The following is an 18800-nucleotide window of genomic DNA, read 5'->3' as shown; positions in this document are numbered from 1 at the left end:
CATGATCGATGAGGTCGTCCTCAATTTTAACCCCGCGAGTTTGATCGTTTTGAACGTGATTCTGGCGGTGGTGATGTTTGGCGTTGCCCTGGACTTAAGGGTCGACGACTTCAAACGTGTGATATCCGAGCCGAAGAGCGTGGCGCTTGGCTTGCTCTCACAGCTCGTCCTTTTGCCCGCGCTGACCTGGGGGCTGGTGCTTGTAATCGAGCCTCAGCCAAGTGTGGCTTTAGGTATGATCCTTGTGGCCGCGTGCCCAGGCGGAAATATGTCGAATTTCTTCACGCATTTTGCGCGAGGAAATACGGGACTATCAATCTCGATGACCACACTCGTGACGTCCGTTGCGGTCTTTACAACGCCGTTTAATTTTGGCTTCTGGGCGGGACTCTATCCGCCGACTGCGCGCTTGCTCCGAGAGGTGGAACTTAATGTCCTCGAATTAGGGCTGGTCCTATTCCTACTTCTGGCACTCCCGCTCGCGCTAGGAATGACACTACGCCACAAGAAGCCGGAGCTTGCGGACCGCATCGTGCCCTATTTCAGGCATGGGTCTCTGGGTGTCTTTGCACTCTTCATCGTGTTGGCTTTGCTTGCGAACTGGGAGTTTTTCAAGCGATTTATCGGCATGATTTTCGTGTTGGTTTTCGTGCATAATGCCGTGGCGCTCCTCACCGGCTTCATCGTTGCTCGTGTTGGGAAGTTGAGCAGCGAGGATCGGCGCGCGCTCACGATTGAAACTGGCATTCAGAACTCGGGGCTCGCGCTCGTGCTCATCTTCACGTTCTTCCAGGGACTTGGCGGCATGGCCATCATCGCGGCATGGTGGGGAGTTTGGCACCTCATTGCGGGCCTGAGTCTATCGGGCTACTGGCGCCGTGTTCATCCGGAACGCGTGAACTAGTCGCACTGATTTTGAGGCACGCAGATTCCGATTCCTTGACTTGCCTGAAACGGCTTGCAAGCGTCTCCCGTCTCGCATCCAACCCCAGCTTCTACCATGCACACGCGTTTGCACGTTCCTTCGTGACAGGCGAATCCCTCGCGGCACCTATCGTTTGCAGAAGCTGAGTCACACGCTTCGCCTTCGCCAATATGGGGAACTAGGACACCGCGGCAGATACCATCCACACACGACTCGCCACTTCGGCATTGCTGGTCGCCCTGACAAGGGCCGCAAAGCCCGTCATTCATGCACATCAGACCGTTGGGGCAAGGGTTGTTGATGGTTGAGCAGTTCGGAGGGCGTACAAATCTCTGAGTGCATTGTGTAAACATTCGAACGCATGACAAAGGTAGATCGTCGCGAAGGGAGTCACAGACCTGGCCAGGATCGCATTCTCCGTCATTCGTACATTCCACCGGCGTTTGCCGTTGAGTGACATCACAAAACTGAAACACGCCGCAATCCTGAAGGACCGGGTCGCAACGGTTGCCACCATCAAGCACTGTGTTGAGCTCGCAAGACCCGCCGGTAGGTAAGCAAACTCCTTGGTAGACGGTCTCTCCGCTGGGGCATTCCAAGAAGCAGGTACCCTCTTCACAGAGGGCTGTTCCACCTTCGGCGGTTGGGCAGGCGGTGCAGGATTCACCGCATCTGAGCTCGGATTCTGGTGCGCAGTTTCCAGCACACACGTTTGAGCCCTCAGGGCAAACGCACTCACCCCCAACACATTCAAAGCCGTTTGAACACGGTGTGTCAGGGCATGTAGTGGCGTCGGGCGTGTCCATGTCCACTTCAGTGCCGTCAGTGTCTTGTTTGAGGTCCTCGCTCATGTCTGGCGCGGGTACGAATTCGGGTAGCTCGCTGAGTTCTTGGGAGAACACGCAGCCACCGGAGAGTAGAGCTAGACACAAGATGATGCGTTTCATGGACAACCCCTCATTCAAAATCGCATGAATCGGCGCAAAAGCCGAAACCGTAGGTGTTCTCGAACGTGACACATGATTCGCCGGGCTCACATCCCCGTCCGGTGAATCGGTCACACATACGCCTGCAGGTATCGCGGCAGAGCAGCCCCGGTTGACAGCGGCTGTTCGCTTCGCATGCTTGGCCTTCAGGAACGAGGTAAGTTGAGCCGTCGCCACAATTATTGATGAGGGTCATCTCGACTGGCGAGAAGAATTGAATGCATGACTCACCCCCCTCACAGTTCTGTTCAATAGGGTCGCATTCGCCAAGGATTTGGCCTCCGACCTCACAGGTAACCACTGGATCCAAGTCCGGTCCCTGGTCCTCTGAAGGCATGTCCTGCATGTCTTGAGGCGCATCTGCTTCTTGGTCTGGCATATCCTGCTCGGCCATATCTGTGCCGGCATCTTGGGCCATATCCTGCGCGCTCATGTCTGGCGTGTCGGTCCCAGGAATGAAACGGACGTTGTCGGTATTGTAAAAGAGTTCACAACCGCTCAAAAAGACTACCGCGACCAGGAGAACCCGCATCTTTGCTACCTCAGATATATCCACACATTATAGCTTAGGTAGACCAATACCATGATTGCGCCTTCGAAACGAGAAATCCGTTTACGTGCCCACATGATTGGCCAGGCTAACATGGCAATAGCGAGCATGATCCAGAGGTCGAAGTCCACGGCGTCTCGCCCCACGCTCATGGCGGCGATAGACCCTACGATGCCGATTACACTCAAGATGTTGAAAATATTGGAGCCGATGACGTTTCCAACCGAGATATCGGATTCGTCCTTTGCTGCCGCCACAACGCTCGTGGCAAGTTCGGGGAGGCTCGTCCCGAGCGCTACAATCGAAATCCCGATGACTAGCTGAGGCACGCCTAGGGAAGATGCGATAGTAGTGGCCGCTTGAACCATAAAATGCGCGCCGAATGTCAATCCGAGGATTCCGCCAATCACCTTCACTAGGTCTTTTGCGTTGGTGGATTCGTTTGGGTCTACTTCCACCTCAATGAGCGGGTCTTCTGCTTTTTCGGCCGCACTGGCTTTCATGGACTTACGCGCAAGACTGAGCATGAAGCCGAGGTATCCCACCATGCAGGCTACCAGGATAAAGCCGTCAAATCTTGAGATCTCGGAGTCCATCGCCAAGACGCAAAAGAGAATGGACGCCGCGATCATGACCGGGAACTCGCGCTTGATGACGTCCGAGTGAACCTCGATTGGACGGATCAGCGCCGCAGTCCCAAGGATTAGCGCGAGATTTGCGATATTCGACCCGATGATATTTCCGATGGAAATATCGTCGCTCTCAGTGATGACCGCGGCTAGCGAGACCACCAACTCCGGCATGCTCGTTCCGAAAGCGACAACCGTGCAACCCACGATAATCGGCGTAATTCCGAATCTAAGCGCCATAGAGGAGCTGCCTTCCACCATCCATTCCGCACCGAAATAGAGTATTGTGAGTCCACCAATAAAGATTAGAAACTCAATGAGCATAGAGACCTGGGCTTGGTTAGAGACGGCTGAAACCGCGCCTCGGGATGTAGTATCACTAGGTCCGATACACCACCCGTGGTCGAGAATTCAATAGAATCCGGTTATTGGATTCCGGAATTGTCAGCCGCGTCAATTTGCTTATCGAGGGAACGATCGACAGACGTATCGATCATGGGCTCTTCGGAAACCTCGAGCTCATCCACTTGGGTTGCTGGCTTCTCGCTGTCTACGATGGTGATACGTCTCATCGGCTCAGGCATGTCGATTCCAGCGGCTAGGAAAGCGCGATTCACCCTGCGAATAGCCTCGCTCTTCACAGCCACAAAATCATTCTCCTTCTGGTCGACCCACGCATTGAAAACGATGTTGAGCGTGTAGTCTCCAACGCTCTCAATCCGCACCAGCGGTGGCGGTTCTTGCAGGACTCCTTCCGTTTTCCTCAGAGTCTCGAGACCCAGCGGAATGATCTTTCGGAACTCGGAGTCTGGCGCCACGCCGAAGGTGAAATCAAACCTTCTCAGCGGATTTCGAGAGAAATTGTAAAGCACCGACTTAAACACCATAGCGTTCGGAATGGTGAGGTGGTTGCCGTCCAAGGTCATGAGGATGGTTTCCCGACTGGTTAGACGTATGACACGGCCCTCAAACCCAGCGATATCAACGTGGTCGTCCTTGTAGAACGGCTGTCGCAGTCCCAGAAGCACTCCACCGAGGTAGTTTTCCACCACGTCCTTAAACGCAAAACCGATGCCGATGCTTACGATTCCGGCCGTGCCCACAAATGCAGCCACTAACGAGGCGATGCCCCAGATTTCCAGCGTGATTGATAGACCAATGAGGATGATGAAGGCCTTGATTCCGTTGCGCGAAAATTCGGCGGCGAGGGGCTTATCCGATAAACCTCGCAGCGGAAACCTCCGGCCAATAAATCCAGCTAAAAACCAAAAGACCACTAAGACCACGAGGCCGATCGCGATCAAGGGCAGGCGCTGGGTGAGCGCGCTGCCGAGTTCGATGGTTTTCTCCCAAGCTGGAGCTACGCGTTTGACGACGTCGATTTGAACTTCTACATCAGCATCAACCCAGATCACCCCGTCCATTTTCTGGGCGAGTTCTTGGGCCTCTTCTACGTGGGAAGTCTCGTTCGCGACGCCGGTGAGCATCACAACGCCCGAAGCAACTTCAGCACGAATGCCTTTGAGGGAGTCGATGCGTTTGAAAATCGCGTTGAGTCGTTTCTGAACCGCCAGGTCTTCAGCCGAGACTTCAACACTATCCGCGCTGGTCTGTGCGTACGCCTTCTCCGTTGTGCATGGCCAAAGGCTGAAAAATAGGCTTAAGACAAAAGCCAATGCCGATATCTTGCGATTCACGCTACTCCCCGGACTCAACAAAAAACCGCTCTAGTTCTGCTCGCCACGAACCAATCGACTCATCGAGTCCCAAGAGTCTAAGCCTCGCGGTGTCTAGAACTGAGTATCTCGGGCGGCGCGCGGGAGCGCCCCATTCGGTTGCCTTCACGGGTTGCAGCTCCACGTCGAGCTCGCTCAACTCAAAGATGGCCTGTGCGAACTCGTACCAAGACGTGCCGCTTTGCGACACGACGTGAAAGATCCCATCTTCTCCAAGCTCGGCGAGTCTCAGCGAGATCTTGGCAAGGGTTGACGCAGAGGTAGGGGCTACGAATTGGTCGGAAACCACCCTTAAGGAACCTCGTTCCTTGCCGAGTCGCTGCATCGTATTGACGAAGTTTTGGCCGCCTGGCGAGTAGATGCCCGTGGTTCTGATGACGAGTGCGCCGGGGTGCGCCCTGAGTACGGCATTCTCACCAAAAAGTTTAGAGCGCCCATAGACCGAGAGAGGGTCCGGGGTCTCGAGCTCAGAAATAGGCTTCGCGTGGGAGTCACCGAAGACATAGTCGGTTGAGTAGTGAACAAACGGGATGTTCTTGGCAGCACATATTGCGGCCATTTTTCCGGGCACGATTCCGTTGACCAGCAAGGCCTCGTCTTTATCGCTCTCTGCCTTGTCTACGGCGTTATAAGCGGTCGCGTTGAACACGACATCGGGATGGTATTGCTCGATGGCTTTTTTGACTGCCTTCAAGTCTCGAACATCCACGTCTTCTCGCGTCAATCCGCGTGCCGAGCCTTCTCTGACGAGCTCGCTGCCGAGCTGTCCGTTTGCGCCAAAAACCAGAATCTTCATTGAACCGCTCCGGGTGTACACGTGTCCCTTGGAAAACACGAGCCGGTCATACCGCAAATTCACCTCGACGGGAATAGTTGACGCTTTGAGCGCATTTGCCTAGCCTTCGCGGCGAATCTTGTCCGTGATGCGTCACAGTGGAGAAATACGATGAAACAAATGATTACTTTGGCAAGCGTGTGTTTGATGATGGTCGGCGCGAGCAGCGTGTCAGCCCAGACTGTTTACGACCTTCCGAGCAAGGCCGCTCCCGTGATGGTTCACGATGGATCGGGCGTAGTCTTCTTGGGAAAAGATGCCAGCGTCTACCGAGTTTTCTCCTGGAACGCCTCCAAGAAGGCCGATTTTGACCTCCTGATGACCGATATTGACGGGGACGGAAAGCCCAACGTAGTCGGAGCGGGTAAGCCGACCTTCGTGTTGAATCACGACGCGGACCCGATGTGGTACCTCGATAAAGGTTGTGACCAAGTGATCGTCCAAGATTTTGCGGCCGATAATAAACAAGACCTGATGTGCCTAAACGGCAATGACCTGACCATTTACACGCATGACGGCCAGTTGATCTGGAAAGCTCGCATGAATACTCGGCTTGGAGCGTGTAAGGCTGCGGATATCAATGGCGACCTTAAAGCGGATATCGAGTGTCAACTCGGCAAGAATAAGTTCACCCGATTCGACGGTGCTCAAGGTCAAGTCCTGGCCGAATCCACGGATACTTCCGAAATCGAAGAGACGGTTTACACAAAGACCACGCCCGTAGAATCTACCGAGGAAGGCACCTTGCTCAAAAAGGACCTCGATGGCGACGGCACCGAAGAGACAATCTCCGTTTCCAAAAAAGAGATCGTTGTGAGCGGAAAAGAGGGTGAGCCGAAGAAATTCTCCACCAACACTAAAAAGTACAAACGCGTTCCCGTGGCTGACTTGAAGAGTGTGATGGCCAATGGTTTCGAGGATAACGAGGCTGCCCAGAAAGTGGTCACAGACCTGAACGACAAGCTCGCCAACTGCTACGCAAGTCAGGTTCGGAAGAACCAATTTGCAGGCCAGGGAGACGTGCTTCTCGAAGTAAAAGTCGGTGCCAAATCCAAAGTCGAGGACGTCAGCCTTCTGCACTCCGGACTCGCCGACCAAGGCGTTGCGAAATGTGCTATCGGCGTTCTTAAGAAAGGCAAATATCCAGCGTCAGAAGCGGGTGGTAAACTGAACATTCGCATGTTCTACACCTTCGCTGATAAATGAATCTTAGGCGTTTCCTGCTCATTTCCGGGGTCCTGATGCTCGTTGGCTGGGGTTGTGACTCTAAGCCAAAGGTCGAGCAAGCGCAGGCACCCGCAACGACGGCACCAAAGGCCGCCGAGGCACCAAACTCCGAAGAGCTTGAAGCGATGGGGAGTTTTGAGGCGTCTGTATCAGCTGCGAGAGACCGCCATTCGGACTTTAGCTTTGAGGCGGGCGTTGTGCCTGGACCTCTCAGAGTGCGCGTTTGGAAGGCAGAGGCCGAGTGTGTGCGCGAAGTCCCGCCCGGTGCGGTCCCCGCCGAATGGGTCACGAATATGGACCATACCCTTGAGCGATGTATCAAAGAGCTCAAGTCCAAAGTCGGAGAGAAAAAGTGAAGAAATTTTTCGTGTTGGCATTAGGACTTGGCTTGTGGGCGTGTTCGGATAGCGAGAAGGACGGACCGCCACCTGAGGGCATGGATGCTGGCTCAGATGCGTGTTTGGATTGCGAAGACGCGGGCGCGGATTCGGGCCCAGACCTTGGCGTAGAATGTGGACCAACTGAGCCCTGGCAGCCCGGCGGGACGGCTGTGTTTCGCGATGTATCCGAAGAATGGGGACTCAAAGGCATCCAAGCCGTGGGTTCTAGGATTTCAGTGGCCGATTATGACTCGGATGGGCGTCCTGATATCTTCGTTCGGCGCTCAGGACGTGATGATTTTGGCGAAAACAGAAGGGCATGGCTTCTGCGCAATACCGGCTCTGGGTTTGAAGACACGACTCAGGCATCCGGAATACTCGCCCCGCGATTTACACCGCCTGAGGGGCGGCCGGCAGAAGTCGCGGTTTTTGGTGATATGGATAACGACGGGGACTTGGATGCCGTGACCGGGTTCACCAACGACGGGACGGAGTTCGAGGGCATCGAAATCATGATGAATCAGGGTGACGGTACCTTTGCGCTCGGCGAACTCTATCCGTTTCATCAAGGACAAACGCCCTTCGTGGTCGGCGGGATTTCATTGGCCGATATAGATCTGGACGGGCACCTCGATATCTGGATTGGTATGGGCGCGCCGGGCGGAGTCCCAGCTCAAGACCAGCTCTGGGTCCGAAACGGCGATAACTATGAGGATCAGACTTTGAGCTGGGGCGTTGCAACGCAGGATTGGACGCTGAATGCTCTGAATCTTGGGCGTGCGCACTCGAATGCTTGGTCTACAGCCGCGTGCAACTTAGGGGGAGACAGGTGCCCTGAGCTCATGGCGGCCTCGTATGGGCGTGCCCCGAACCATCTTTGGTGGAGCAATAGTCGCGTCTATGAGAACCAGAGCGTCTCCTCGGGGTACGCGTTTGACGAGAACCAGGATTGGACGGCATCTCATAGCGCTCGGTGTTTTTGCGACGCCAACCCTGAAGCCGAAGGTTGTGATACCGCGCCGGACCCCATCTACTCGTGTGCGAGCTATCGTCCATGGGACCATTCAAGCGACCGCCAGCCGTTTAGGTTGGGCGGAAATAGCGGCACCACGGTTTGTGCCGACTTGAACAACGACGGTCTTTTGGACCTCGTGACCACGGAGATCGTTCACTGGGATGTTGGGGCCAATTCGGACCCAAGCGATTTGCTCTACAATAACGGGGATGGGACGTTCACGCGGCGCGGCGCTGAGCTCGGCCTTGTGAAGGACCACGCGTCGGTCCCGTGGGATGATGGCGATATCACAGCGGCTGTGTTCGATTTTGATAATGATGGCAGAAATGACGTGCTGATTGCGTCTACGGACTATCCTGGTACGCGAGCACATCTCTATTGGCAGAGACCAGACGGCACGTTCGAAAAACTAGCTCCGGAGTTGGGTATCGACATGAAGAGCGCACATGGCGTGGCCGTGGCGGACTTTGATGGCGATGGAGACCTGGACCTCATCGTTGGTCATTCGGCAAATCGGTGTTCTTCAGGCGACCATTGTTATCCGGCGGGCGAGCGCCACGTGAGGATTTTCGAGAACACTGTTGGGCAGGATAGGAACTGGGTGAAAGTGAAGCTCGAGGGTTCCGAGGGAGTCAATCGCGCTGCGATCGGCGCGCAGGTGACCGTAGACACTGGTGATTTGAAGATGGTCCAAGAGGTGGGCGGTGGTCACGGCCATTATGGTTTGCAAAACGAACTGACCTTGCACTTTGGCGTGGGTGACGCCAAGGAAGTTGATATCACGGTCGACTGGCCAAGCAACGATGCGCCAGCCCTGTCCAAGCGGGTTCCCGCCGAGTGTACTCAGCTCAATACCCTCGGTACTAATAGGTAGACCACCAAGACTATCATCGCGATAGCCACAAAGTTGAGATATACACCCGCCTTCGACATCTCCTGAATGGATACGCGTCCACTTCCAAAGACCACGGCGTTCGGCGGAGTCGCTACCGGCATCATGAACGCGCAGCTAGCCGCAATAGCCGTGGGAACCAAAAGCATCATCGGGTCGATTGCGGCTCCTATCGCCACGCCCGAGAGCACCGGCAGCAAGGTGGCTGTAGTGGCGGTGTTGCTCGTCAATTCGGTCAGGAAAACCACCGATGCCGTAATGATGATGATCAGCACAATGAGTGGGACGTCGGCCAAGAGCGTGGCCTGATAACCAAGGAACTCGCCGACTTTATTGACCTCTATGGCTCGTGCAAGGCTCAGCCCACCGCCGAAGAGAAGAAGAATTCCCCACGGGACCTGCATCATCGACTCCCAGTCCATGATTCGGCGGTCCTTGTCGGCGGGTAGCGCAAATAGCACCAGCGCTGAGGCTACTGCAATGCCCGAGTCGCTAAGTCCCTCGACTCCAAGCAGCGGTCTGAAAATCCAGAGCAGGGCCGTGCCAAAGAACACGACCATGACGCTGAGCTCGGCGCGAGTCATCCGCCCAAGTCCTTCGTACTCTGATTGCATGGCTTCTTTGGCGCCTGGAATCGGCGCCGACGAGACCTTGAAGAGCACCCGCGTCAAAAGAAGCCACGTAAGAGGTAGCATCAACGCCACGAACGGGATGCCTACAAGCATCCACTCCACAAACGAGACCTGGATTCCCTGAGACGTCTCTAGGTAGGAGACGAGGAAGACATTCGGCGGGGTTCCGATGATCGTGCCCACGCCACCAATACTCGCCGCATAGGCTATGCCCAGTAGTAGCGCGAGCTCGAGGGAGCGGTTCTCACTGGCCTTGAGCATCACCAAGACACTCAGTGCAATCGGCATCATCATGACGGCTGTGGCCGTGTTCGAGACCCACATGCTCAAGACAGCGGTCACCACCATAAACCCAAGCACCATGCGCCTCGGAGCGACCCCGAAAAGCCTGAGCGTAAAAAGAGCGATGCGTTTGTGCAGATTCCAACGCTGCATGGCGATGGATAGTACGAAGCCGCCCAAAAAGAGAAAGATCACGTCGTTCGCATAAGGTGCGGCCGTCTCCTGGATGCTGGCGACGCCGAGCACCGGGAACGCGGCGAGCGGGAGCAGAGCAGTGGCGGCGATTGGGACCGCCTCGCTCAACCACCAAATCGCCATCCATACCGCGATGGCAGCACTAAGCTTGCCTTGATTCCCAAAAGGAGTGGCACCGTAGGCGTCTGGAAGGAGGTACCAGACCAGAAGAAAAGCCACCGGCCCGAGCAGTAATCCGATAGTCGCCGGCTTTTTCATCGCAATTTTCATAGTTTGAGTGACTTAGAATTGAGAAAGTTGAATGAATCGTTACAATGGGGGCCTTCAAGTGATGAGCGAACAAGGAAAATCATGAAAATTACCCTTTGGGTTGCCGCGGCAGCACTCGTATTGGCAGCGTGTGGAGACGATAGTAAATCAGATCCTGGTGAAACAGGGGCGGACCCTAACAACACGGAAAATAAAGAGAACAACGCAGAAAGCAATAACGCTTCGAGTAATAATACTCAGAGCAATAACGACTCCATTAACACGAGTTCGAATAACCAGTCGAATAACCCCGCCAACAACAACACCGGCGAGGTCACTTACCACGGCGCGGTTCGTTCGATTCTGGAGCGCAACTGTAATCAATGCCATTACGATGGCGGAATCGGGCCGTTTGCGCTCGATTCGTTTGACGCTGCGCGCCCCATGGCAAATGTGATCGTAGCAGCCGTCAAGTCTGGCGAGATGCCACCGTGGCCGCCTTCGCAGGAGTGCGGCGACTTCAGAGACCCTAAGATCGTAACACCTGAAGAGCTCACCAAGCTCGAGGCATGGGCCGATGCCGGCATGCCTGAAGGCGATGCTTCAGAATACGTTCCACCGGCGGTCGATAGTGCCGTGGAATTGGGTGAGCCGGACTACGTCGTGGACATCGGGACGGACTACCTGCCGAGCCCTCCAGGGCAGTCGATTGACGATTATCACTGCTTTGCCATCGAGACGAACTTCTCTGAGGACCGCTTCCTCACGGCTTATGAGACCAAACCCGGTAATATTGCTAGCGTGCACCATATGCTCTTCTGGGCGGTTGGAACTGACCAGGCCGGGCGAATTCAGCAGCTCGAAAACGAAGACCCGACCACGCCTGGTTGGCAGTGCTTTGGCGGAAATCGCGTAGACGATGTGCAGGGTATGCTCGGTGCATGGGCCCCGGGAACCGCAGCCGTGCAGTATGGCAACGACCGTGGAATCCGAATTCCAGCGAACTCCACCATCGTGGTTCAGATCCACTACAACACTCTGAATAGCGATCAGTCTGACCGAACCCAAATCGACCTGCATTTGACCGAAGATGAACCCGCCGAGAAACTCTCGATGTTCCCGTTCCCGGTTACGGACCTCTACGTGCCAGCGGGCGAGGCCAATGGCTATGCTTCAGGGTCGGTGCAGCTGCCTATCGGAACGCGGCTCTACGGAGTGCTGCCCCATATGCACCAGCTTGGAACTCGCATCAAAGCATCGGGATCTCGTGGTGGCCAAGACACCTGTTACGTTGACATCCCAAAATGGGACTTCGGCTGGCAAAACGTCTACCTCTACAACGAGCCTATGGAGGTGATTGCAGGCACGACCATCAACCTCGAGTGTTGGTACGACAACTCACCGGGAAACCAGCCCACGGGCCAGATGCCACGCGATATCACGTGGGGTGAAGGCACGTTCGACGAAATGTGTCTGAACTACTTCATCATTCGCGAATTGCCGTTCTGACGGCTTTCGGGAATTAGACTTTCCTGCGCGGCAGAGGCCGCGTGAACTTATTGGGCTTTGGCCCGAAATCCGGAAGCTCAGGGGCGGGAGGGAGATCGAGGACTGCCTTGATCGCCGTCTCCAACTGCGCGTCACGGCTGCCTTGAAAGTCGTGAGGTGGGATTTCAACCTCAATGTCGGGCGTGGTCCCGTAGTTCTCCACGTCGTAGCCCACGTCTGTGAACCAGAAACAGAATTCAGGCTGGGTGGTGATGCTTCCGTCCGCCAAGGGATGGCGCGGCCAAATGCCCACAACGCCGCCCCACGTACGCTTGCCCACCAGTGGGCCAAGCTTCATCAGTTTGAAAGTGTGGCTGAAGATGTCGCCGTCACTTCCGGCGTGTTCGTCCGTCAATGCCACCAGAGGCCCTGCCACGGATTCAGCAGGATAGGGCGTTGGAGTGCCCCACCTGTTGATATCCCAGCCGAACCTCTGCCTCGCCAATTTTTCGAGGAGCAGCTGGCTCACGTAGCCGCCCGCATTGTTGCGAACATCCACGATCAGCCCGTTGCGGTGAACCTCTTGTAAGAACGAGCGATGGAACTCAGCAAAGCCAATCAGGGACATATCCGGGATATGAATATAGCCAACCCGACCTTCAGTGGCGGCATGCACCTGAGCGCGGTTTCGCATCACCCATTCTCTGTAGCGAGCAGGTCTCTCACTGTACAAAGACTTTACGGTAATAGCCTGCACAACGGGTTCTTCGTCTTGGGAAGATGGCTTTCGTGCGAGCACGAGCTCTACATCCTGGCCCGCGAGGTTCAAAAGGTATTGCTGAATCGGCACGTTGGGTTCGACCCGAGTACCATTGATTCCCATCACAACGTCCCCAACTCGCGCATCGATGCCGATCTTGGCGAGTGGAGAGCCGTCGGGGCTCCAAGCATCCCCGCGTGCGATATGAGTCAGGCGGTAGCCTTGAGCGCCCTCATCCCACTCAAAATCAGCACCGAGGAAACCGGGAATCGCTGGACTTCCGCGGCGATAATCTCCTCCGAGTTCATAGGCATGAGACGTGCCAAGCTCGCCTTGCATCGTCCAGACCACATCGCTGAATTCGCCGCGAGTTGAAACGCGATCCAGGAGTGGAAGATACCTGTCCCAAATGGCGTTCCAATCTACGCCTCCAAGGTCTGGGTCCCAGAAGTGGTCTCGCATCAGCCGCCACGACTCCCGAAGCATTTGTTTCCACTCGGCCTTGGGATCCACCATCAAGCCGATACGGTTGAGGTCCACCCAGCCCGACTTTCGGCTTGGCATATCGTCTTCATCGTCTTCACCCACCATAGCCGCACTTGCGCTGACCACGCGCAGGCCTTCGCCCCAGAGCAACATGGTTTTGCGGTCTGGCCCAAGCAGGAAGCCATCGACCTCTACGGCAAAGGGTTTGACTTCATTCTCTTTGATATTGAAATAGGCGATTCGGCCGCTCGGCTTTGGCGGGCTAAGCGCCGACCGAAATCCACTGCCTTCGATGCCGAAACTCGTCCAGAACACGCGCTCATCCGTGGCATCAATCTGAGCGTAGTCCGAGACCGCGACCGGGAACGAATCGACGCGTTCCTCAATACCTTCGAATTCGATTTCGAGCACTTCTTCTTCTTCTTTGGCGTTTTCACCCTCGTCCGAATCACCGGTTTTTTCGGTTTCTGGCTCGTCTTCATCCTCGTCTGAGTCACCGTCCAATGGGCGAGGACGCTCAACGAAAGGTGAGGGCACGTCGGATCGCAGCGTGATAAGGCAGGGCTTTGCGCTTGCCGGAAAGCTCACCTCAAAGAAGAGTTGGTCCTGGACCGGCTCAAAAAATCGGTGGGACACAAAGTAGAGGTATCGTCCTTCTGGGTCGAAAACCGGCAGCACGTCTCGGAATTCACCGGTTGTCACGTCGTGAGTCTGGTCGGTTTGAAAGTCGTGCACACGAATGACTGCCGTATTGGTGGAGGTCAGGACACTATAGGCCAGATAGCGCCCGTCGCTCGACCACGAGAAGCCTTCGATACGCTCGTATTCGCTACGGTCCAGAACGCGCCCTTCGCCCGTGGCAGGATCGAGAACGCAGATCTCGTGGCGATGATTCGTGAAGGCTAAGATGCCCTTGGAATTGAGGCCCAACTCAAGAGGGCGCCCGATATCAAAGCCGACCGCGATAGGTTTGGGATCTTCGACGCCCTGAGCCGCATGGATCTCAAAACGCTCCTCCCCGCCTTCGTCAGAGACCACAAGGATCCGCTCACCATCCAGATATACCGGGGATCGGTAACCGACCGCACTCGCCCGGCCTGTCTGCCTCACCGCACCTTCCCAATGTGCGAAGTTGAAGACGCTCCCGCGTGTGACGACGGCCATCGAATGACCTTCGGGATGCAAGGTGACTTCGCTCACGTAGGGGAGCGGGTCGATATATCGACGCTTGAGTTGGGTCCTTGGAGATGGAAAGCCGACCGGGATTTCTCTCTCTTGGCCAGTCGCTGTATCGAGCGTCCACAAGGCGCCGGCAACTGTGTAGACGATATGAGAGGCGTGGCATGTTGCGTACCGCGCGTAGAACCCTTCGTGGTCTGTGTGCCGCACCAGGTCTTGGCCAAAGAGGTCACAAGAGTAGATATTTCCGTGGTCTTCGAAATCGCTGATGAAGTAGATGCGCTCGCCAATCCACATTGGTCGGCAAAAGCCTGATGTGATGTCGGGGAAGAGGCGTTCCCACTCATCTCCATCTCGGGTGATCCACAATGTACCTGCCGTTCCTCCCTTGTAGCGCTTCCATCGGGCGAGGTCGTCGGAATTACGGGCGAGCACCACACCGTCTTTGCCTGGTGCGTCTTGGTAAGAGATGCCCATCGCGGGTCCCCACGGCAGCTGATGTGGCTCACCTCCATCAAGGGGGACTTCAAAGAGCACAAATGGGCGCACGAAGGGCTGGGCGTGAGTCGTGATAAAGACGATCTTTGATTCTGGCGTCCAGCCCACGGTGAGTGACTCCACCCCGAGGTACGTCAGGCGCTGCGCCGGTCCGCCGTCCGAAGGCATCACATAGACTTCTTTGTTACCCTCTTCGTCCGAGGTAAACGCTATCCACTTTCCGTCTGGCGAAAAATAGGGTCTGGAGATCTCCCCCATCCCGGAGGTTAGCCTGGAGGCTCTCCCACCACTCAGAGGCACTTCCCATAGGTCGTCGTCAGACACAAAGACCACACGGTCTTCAAAGACAGTTGGATAACGATAATAACCTTGGTTCATACGTGTTCTCACTCGACGAGAAAGGGCTCAAGCTTATAGCCTACTCATCTGGAATTGGAACCGTAGAGTCTTGAGTTTCTGGTGGCACACCACATGCAGATACCCAATGAACCTGAAATATGGTTGGATAAAACTCACACCGATGAGAGAGGTTGACATGAAGATTGTAGCTGTTTTTTTCGCATCTGTACTTTCGATGACGGTGGCCCAGGCCGCCTTTGCGGGGTGCACCGAAGATATCCGTGTGGACTCGTTTACCGTCGAGGCTGATCCTGCACAAGAGTGCCTAGGGTTCGAGGTCGTAGGTAGCGAATGCGTGGGCACCGCCGACCTAATCATCACGAACAACTGCGAAGAAGAGATTGGCTATCGGCAAGAGACGGCCCAGCCAGGAGAAAACCTCAACATTCAGGTCTTTCGCGAGGGCCAAACGACTCAGGAGGCTTTTACTATCACACTCGGGCTTGACGATGTGATCGTCGATGTTGAATTCGAATCAACCGTGACCAAAGACTATGAGGAGGAAGACGGGTGTACGAGTGCGTCCGGGACCGGCTTCGCTTCGCTCTTCCTCCTGGGAGTTGTTGGGCTCCTTCGACGTCGTAAGCGCGCCTGAGATATGAGTATTTTTGACAAGATTTCTGGGCGTGTGGGAGATATTCTAGACGAAGTCCGAATACCAGACGATGTGAATCGCGTACACGAAGACGCTATTCGGTATATCGAGTCAGGCGATTCTTACAAAGCTCAGGAGATCTTGCGAAAGATCGCAGAGCGCCATCCGAATATCCAGCGTACCTGGGCGCTGATGGCCCGCGCCCAACGCGCTCAAAACGAGTGGTTAGCTGCTTTTGAGTCCACCCAAAAGGCCCTTGAGATTCGAGAGACGGCGCTCCTTCATCTGCGCGCTGCGGAATCCATGGAGAAATTGGGGCGGACTCGCGAGGCGCATCACCACCTCAGATGCGCCACCGAACTCAAAGACTACCAGGAGTACGAATTCGAGATTTCGTGGGCTCTGGGGCGAATCCTCTTGACGCTCGGACGCAAAGATAAGGCGGAACGTGAACTCAAGAGAGCTCATAAATTGCACCCGAATCACTGGGGTTGCCTCGATGGGCTTGTACGTGCGACGGCCGCTCGTGACTCCAAGGCAGCGCTCGAACTCCTTGAGCAAAGCGAGGTTCAGGCGCCGTCCAAAGAGAGGCAGGTGCTTCTCGGTTGGCTCTTCGAGGAAACCGGCCAGATACAACGCGCGAAGGAGAGCTACGAAGCGGCTCTAGACGGCGGAGAGCCCGTGGCGCGCCTCGGGCTCGCACGCCTTGTACATAGAGCAGACCCAGCTCGCGCCATCGAGCTGCTTCAAGGGGATCCAGACAAGTCCGAACTCAAACTTTCTTGGTTTTTGATTCGGGGTTTGGCTGCCCTGACGCTTGGGCACTTTGAAGACGCACAAAAGGCCCTACAACGCGCACTCGAATTGGACTCCGATAACGCAGAGGCGCTCATTGGGCTTGGGCGCGCACAACTCAGCCTCGGGGCGTTTGATATGGCGGGTGGCAATTTCCAGCGTGCGCTCTCAAGTCCAAAGAGCCGCGCTGAAGCGCTCGTGTGGATTGCGCGCTGGAATGTGTCGCGCCAGGAACTCGGCACGGCGAGGTACTATTTGGACGAGGCTTTGCGCGAGGCTTCGGAGCTTGAAGTCCGTGCGCAGGCCCTGCTGGAGCTCGGGAAACTGCTCAAGGCTCAGGGAGATTTTGCAGACGCTGTGGTCCATCTTCAGGAGGCGAATACGCTTGGCCTTCAAGCGACTGATGCCGCCGAAGGCAGCGAAGTGCTCGAGGCTTGTTTCCAAGAGCTTCGCTACAATTGGGCCCACCTGCCAGGTGCCAAAGATCCTCTGGGGCTCGCGCATTTCCTCGAAGAGGTCAACGAATGGCTTTCGTTGGACGGCCGTCTGGCACGATTCATCCCCCAGGCCCAGGCTTTGACGAGTCAGCTCAATGCCCCTCTTGCACTCGCGATCGTAGGCGAATTCAACGCAGGAAAGTCCACACTTCTAAACGCGTTATTAGGTGAGGATCTCCTGCCCGTAGGTGTGCTCCCGACCACAGCGCATCAAGGCGTCGTGAGGTTTGGGCCGAGGCGTGCGGCGCGGGTCTATTACACCGATGACCACGACACCAAAGCCGAAGAGTGTGACTTCGAAAGGGCCAGCGAGTTGATGCGCGAAAACGCTGAAGAGATTGAACGGATCGAGTTCGTATTTCCGCATCCATCACTGAGAGCCTTGGAGTATTGGGACACGCCAGGGTTCAATGCCATTGAGGAGCGCCACGAGGCTGTGGCCGAACGCGCTCTGAACAACGCCGAGGCAATTCTCTGGGTCATGGACGCCAATCAGGTCCTGAGTCAGACGCAATTCGAGCTCATCGACCGAGTAAAGAACGGGGACGAGAAGATCGTCGTGGTCATCAACAAGGTAGATCGCCTTCAAAATCCGGACGATGTGCAAGAGCTGGTGGACTATGTCACCGAGAATATTGGCGACGATATCTTGGGCGTGTTTCCGGTTTCTGCACTTCGTGCTCGGACCGAAGAAGACCGAGCGTTCGAGGATTTTCGAGCCTTTGTAGAGGAGCGAATTGTAGCCAGAGCCGGGCGCCTCAAAGTCCTCGAGGTTGGCCGAAAATCAAACGAGCTGATGGAGCTCATCGCCGAGTTTCGCGACCGACGCATCAATGTCCTCTCGAGGTCCATGGCAGTGCTCGACAAAACCAAGAGTTGGACATCTCATGCGTTGAAGGACGTCGAGCCCAAACAAGCAGCAATCGAGCGAGACTTGGACGATAAGGTCGAGTTTCTACTCACCGTTATCCAGAAGGAGGTTGAGGAGACGTTACGTCCAAGTGGGCAGCTGATCACCAAACTCAAGCTCAACGAGGAAGATGCCGAGTTTCTGGGCCGGCTCGTGGTCGACCGAGTCAAAGATGTTCTGAACCCAGCGTACTTAGGCGTGCTCGAGCTTTTCCAAAGTTTGGAGACGCAGCTCGCCCAGCAGCTCGACGTGGCGCTCGAAGGACTTGAAATCGACGAAGCCCGTTCATTACAGCGGCGAATCGAAGGGTTTTTTGATGAATCTCGACAGGCTCGGATGGTGCTTGAGCAGCGGATTCGCGGGCAGATCGTAGCCGAGACGCGTGGAAGATGCGCAACTGGACGGGAACACCTCATCAAGACCGCGGAGATCGACCGGTCTCTCTGGCCTTCACGTATCCGCGAGTTGATTCCTCCTGTTCGTGCGGTATTCCACGACGAGGCCAAGTCGTGGGGTGAGTCCTGGAGCCGCAGAAGCCAACTCTTCTTAGACCGCCTGCGTGCAGACGTTGAGCTCATTGAACTTCAGACCAAATACATTCTGAATATTCCTGAAAGATCACGAGAATAAACTTTATTTTTCAACTTCTTTTGTATAGGT

The 18800-nt window shown here is 55.6% G+C and carries 14 protein-coding genes; 7 read left to right on the top strand and 7 right to left on the bottom strand.

The window, feature by feature from the left end; all coding sequences use genetic code 11:
* Nucleotide 1 precedes the first annotated feature (1 nt).
* A complete protein-coding gene (locus tag FRD01_RS10295) occupies nucleotides 2–904 on the top strand; it encodes a bile acid:sodium symporter family protein (RefSeq protein WP_146959322.1) in 903 nt (300 codons plus the stop codon).
* Here the strand turns inward: FRD01_RS10295 and FRD01_RS10290 are convergent.
* The 5 genes from FRD01_RS10290 to rfbD form a co-directional block, all read right to left on the bottom strand.
* Nucleotides 901–1872, bottom strand: a complete 972-nt coding sequence (locus tag FRD01_RS10290) for a hypothetical protein (RefSeq protein ID WP_146959320.1) — start codon at nucleotides 1870–1872, stop codon at nucleotides 901–903. The genes FRD01_RS10295 and FRD01_RS10290 overlap by 4 nt on opposite strands.
* 10 nt (nucleotides 1873–1882) lie before the next feature.
* A complete protein-coding gene (locus tag FRD01_RS10285; protein ID WP_146959318.1) occupies nucleotides 1883–2443 on the bottom strand; it encodes a hypothetical protein in 561 nt (186 codons plus the stop codon).
* 5 nt (nucleotides 2444–2448) lie between these two features.
* On the bottom strand, nucleotides 2449–3414 hold the full coding sequence (locus tag FRD01_RS10280; protein WP_146959316.1) for a calcium/sodium antiporter: 966 nt from the start codon (nucleotides 3412–3414) through the stop codon (nucleotides 2449–2451).
* A 101-nt stretch (nucleotides 3415–3515) separates the two neighbouring features.
* Nucleotides 3516–4787, bottom strand: coding sequence for a mechanosensitive ion channel family protein (locus FRD01_RS10275; protein ID WP_146959314.1), 1272 nt, complete (start codon nucleotides 4785–4787; stop codon nucleotides 3516–3518).
* A 1-nt stretch (nucleotide 4788) separates the two neighbouring features.
* Entirely contained in the window at nucleotides 4789–5622 is an 834-nt protein-coding gene (gene rfbD / locus FRD01_RS10270) for a dTDP-4-dehydrorhamnose reductase (RefSeq protein ID WP_146959312.1), read from the bottom strand.
* Between the two features lie 150 nt (nucleotides 5623–5772).
* On the opposite strand from rfbD, the gene FRD01_RS10265 reads away from it, so the two are divergent.
* From FRD01_RS10265 to FRD01_RS10255, 3 genes are read left to right on the top strand one after another with little or no spacing between them, the layout of a single operon-like run.
* Nucleotides 5773–6867 (top strand): FG-GAP repeat domain-containing protein, encoded by a 1095-nt coding sequence (locus tag FRD01_RS10265; RefSeq protein ID WP_146959310.1) that lies wholly within the window; start codon nucleotides 5773–5775, stop codon nucleotides 6865–6867.
* 35 nt (nucleotides 6868–6902) lie between these two features.
* The gene (locus tag FRD01_RS10260) at nucleotides 6903–7244 is read left to right on the top strand and encodes a hypothetical protein (protein WP_146959308.1); all 342 of its coding nucleotides are present in this window, start codon (nucleotides 6903–6905) and stop codon (nucleotides 7242–7244) included.
* Nucleotides 7241–9157: a CRTAC1 family protein gene (locus tag FRD01_RS10255; protein WP_249756162.1), complete on the top strand. Its 1917-nt coding sequence runs from the start codon at nucleotides 7241–7243 to the stop codon at nucleotides 9155–9157. The genes FRD01_RS10260 and FRD01_RS10255 overlap by 4 nt, the downstream gene beginning before the upstream one ends.
* On the opposite strand, the gene FRD01_RS10250 is transcribed toward FRD01_RS10255, so the two are convergent.
* Complete coding sequence (locus FRD01_RS10250) at nucleotides 9127–10542, bottom strand: SLC13 family permease (protein ID WP_146959305.1); 1416 nt, start codon at nucleotides 10540–10542, stop codon at nucleotides 9127–9129. The two genes, FRD01_RS10255 and FRD01_RS10250, sit on opposite strands and share 31 nt — an antisense overlap.
* A 93-nt stretch (nucleotides 10543–10635) precedes the next feature.
* Here FRD01_RS10250 and FRD01_RS10245 point away from each other — a divergent pair, with 93 nt between their 5' ends.
* A complete protein-coding gene (locus tag FRD01_RS10245; RefSeq protein ID WP_146959304.1) occupies nucleotides 10636–12042 on the top strand; it encodes a monooxygenase in 1407 nt (468 codons plus the stop codon).
* A gap of 13 nt (nucleotides 12043–12055) precedes the next feature.
* Here FRD01_RS10245 and FRD01_RS10240 read toward each other — a convergent pair whose 3' ends face one another.
* On the bottom strand, nucleotides 12056–15322 hold the full coding sequence (locus FRD01_RS10240; protein WP_146959302.1) for a S41 family peptidase: 3267 nt from the start codon (nucleotides 15320–15322) through the stop codon (nucleotides 12056–12058).
* 157 nt (nucleotides 15323–15479) lie between these two features.
* On the opposite strand from FRD01_RS10240, the gene FRD01_RS10235 reads away from it, so the two are divergent.
* Complete coding sequence (locus FRD01_RS10235) at nucleotides 15480–15938, top strand: MYXO-CTERM sorting domain-containing protein (RefSeq protein WP_249756161.1); 459 nt, start codon at nucleotides 15480–15482, stop codon at nucleotides 15936–15938.
* A gap of 3 nt (nucleotides 15939–15941) precedes the next feature.
* Complete coding sequence (locus FRD01_RS10230) at nucleotides 15942–18770, top strand: dynamin family protein (protein WP_146959298.1); 2829 nt, start codon at nucleotides 15942–15944, stop codon at nucleotides 18768–18770.
* Nucleotides 18771–18800 lie beyond the last annotated feature (30 nt).

Source organism: Microvenator marinus (genome assembly GCF_007993755.1).
GTDB lineage: Bacteria > Myxococcota_A > Bradymonadia > Bradymonadales > Bradymonadaceae > Allomicrovenator > Allomicrovenator marinus.
This window is presented reverse-complemented; position numbering and strand designations above follow the sequence as displayed.

Coding starts and splice junctions, on each gene's coding strand:
- FRD01_RS10265 (WP_146959310.1), top strand. CDS start 5,773: ATGAAACAAATGATTACTTTGGCAAGCGTGTGTTTGATGATGGTCGGC.
- FRD01_RS10240 (WP_146959302.1), bottom strand. CDS start 15,322: ATGAACCAAGGTTATTATCGTTATCCAACTGTCTTTGAAGACCGTGTG.
- FRD01_RS10250 (WP_146959305.1), bottom strand. CDS start 10,542: ATGAAAAAGCCGGCGACTATCGGATTACTGCTCGGGCCGGTGGCTTTT.
- FRD01_RS10280 (WP_146959316.1), bottom strand. CDS start 3,414: ATGCTCATTGAGTTTCTAATCTTTATTGGTGGACTCACAATACTCTAT.
- FRD01_RS10235 (WP_249756161.1), top strand. CDS start 15,480: ATGAAGATTGTAGCTGTTTTTTTCGCATCTGTACTTTCGATGACGGTG.
- FRD01_RS10290 (WP_146959320.1), bottom strand. CDS start 1,872: ATGAAACGCATCATCTTGTGTCTAGCTCTACTCTCCGGTGGCTGCGTG.
- rfbD (WP_146959312.1), bottom strand. CDS start 5,622: ATGAAGATTCTGGTTTTTGGCGCAAACGGACAGCTCGGCAGCGAGCTC.
- FRD01_RS10230 (WP_146959298.1), top strand. CDS start 15,942: ATGAGTATTTTTGACAAGATTTCTGGGCGTGTGGGAGATATTCTAGAC.
- FRD01_RS10295 (WP_146959322.1), top strand. CDS start 2: ATGATCGATGAGGTCGTCCTCAATTTTAACCCCGCGAGTTTGATCGTT.
- FRD01_RS10245 (WP_146959304.1), top strand. CDS start 10,636: ATGAAAATTACCCTTTGGGTTGCCGCGGCAGCACTCGTATTGGCAGCG.
- FRD01_RS10285 (WP_146959318.1), bottom strand. CDS start 2,443: ATGCGGGTTCTCCTGGTCGCGGTAGTCTTTTTGAGCGGTTGTGAACTC.
- FRD01_RS10260 (WP_146959308.1), top strand. CDS start 6,903: ATGCTCGTTGGCTGGGGTTGTGACTCTAAGCCAAAGGTCGAGCAAGCG.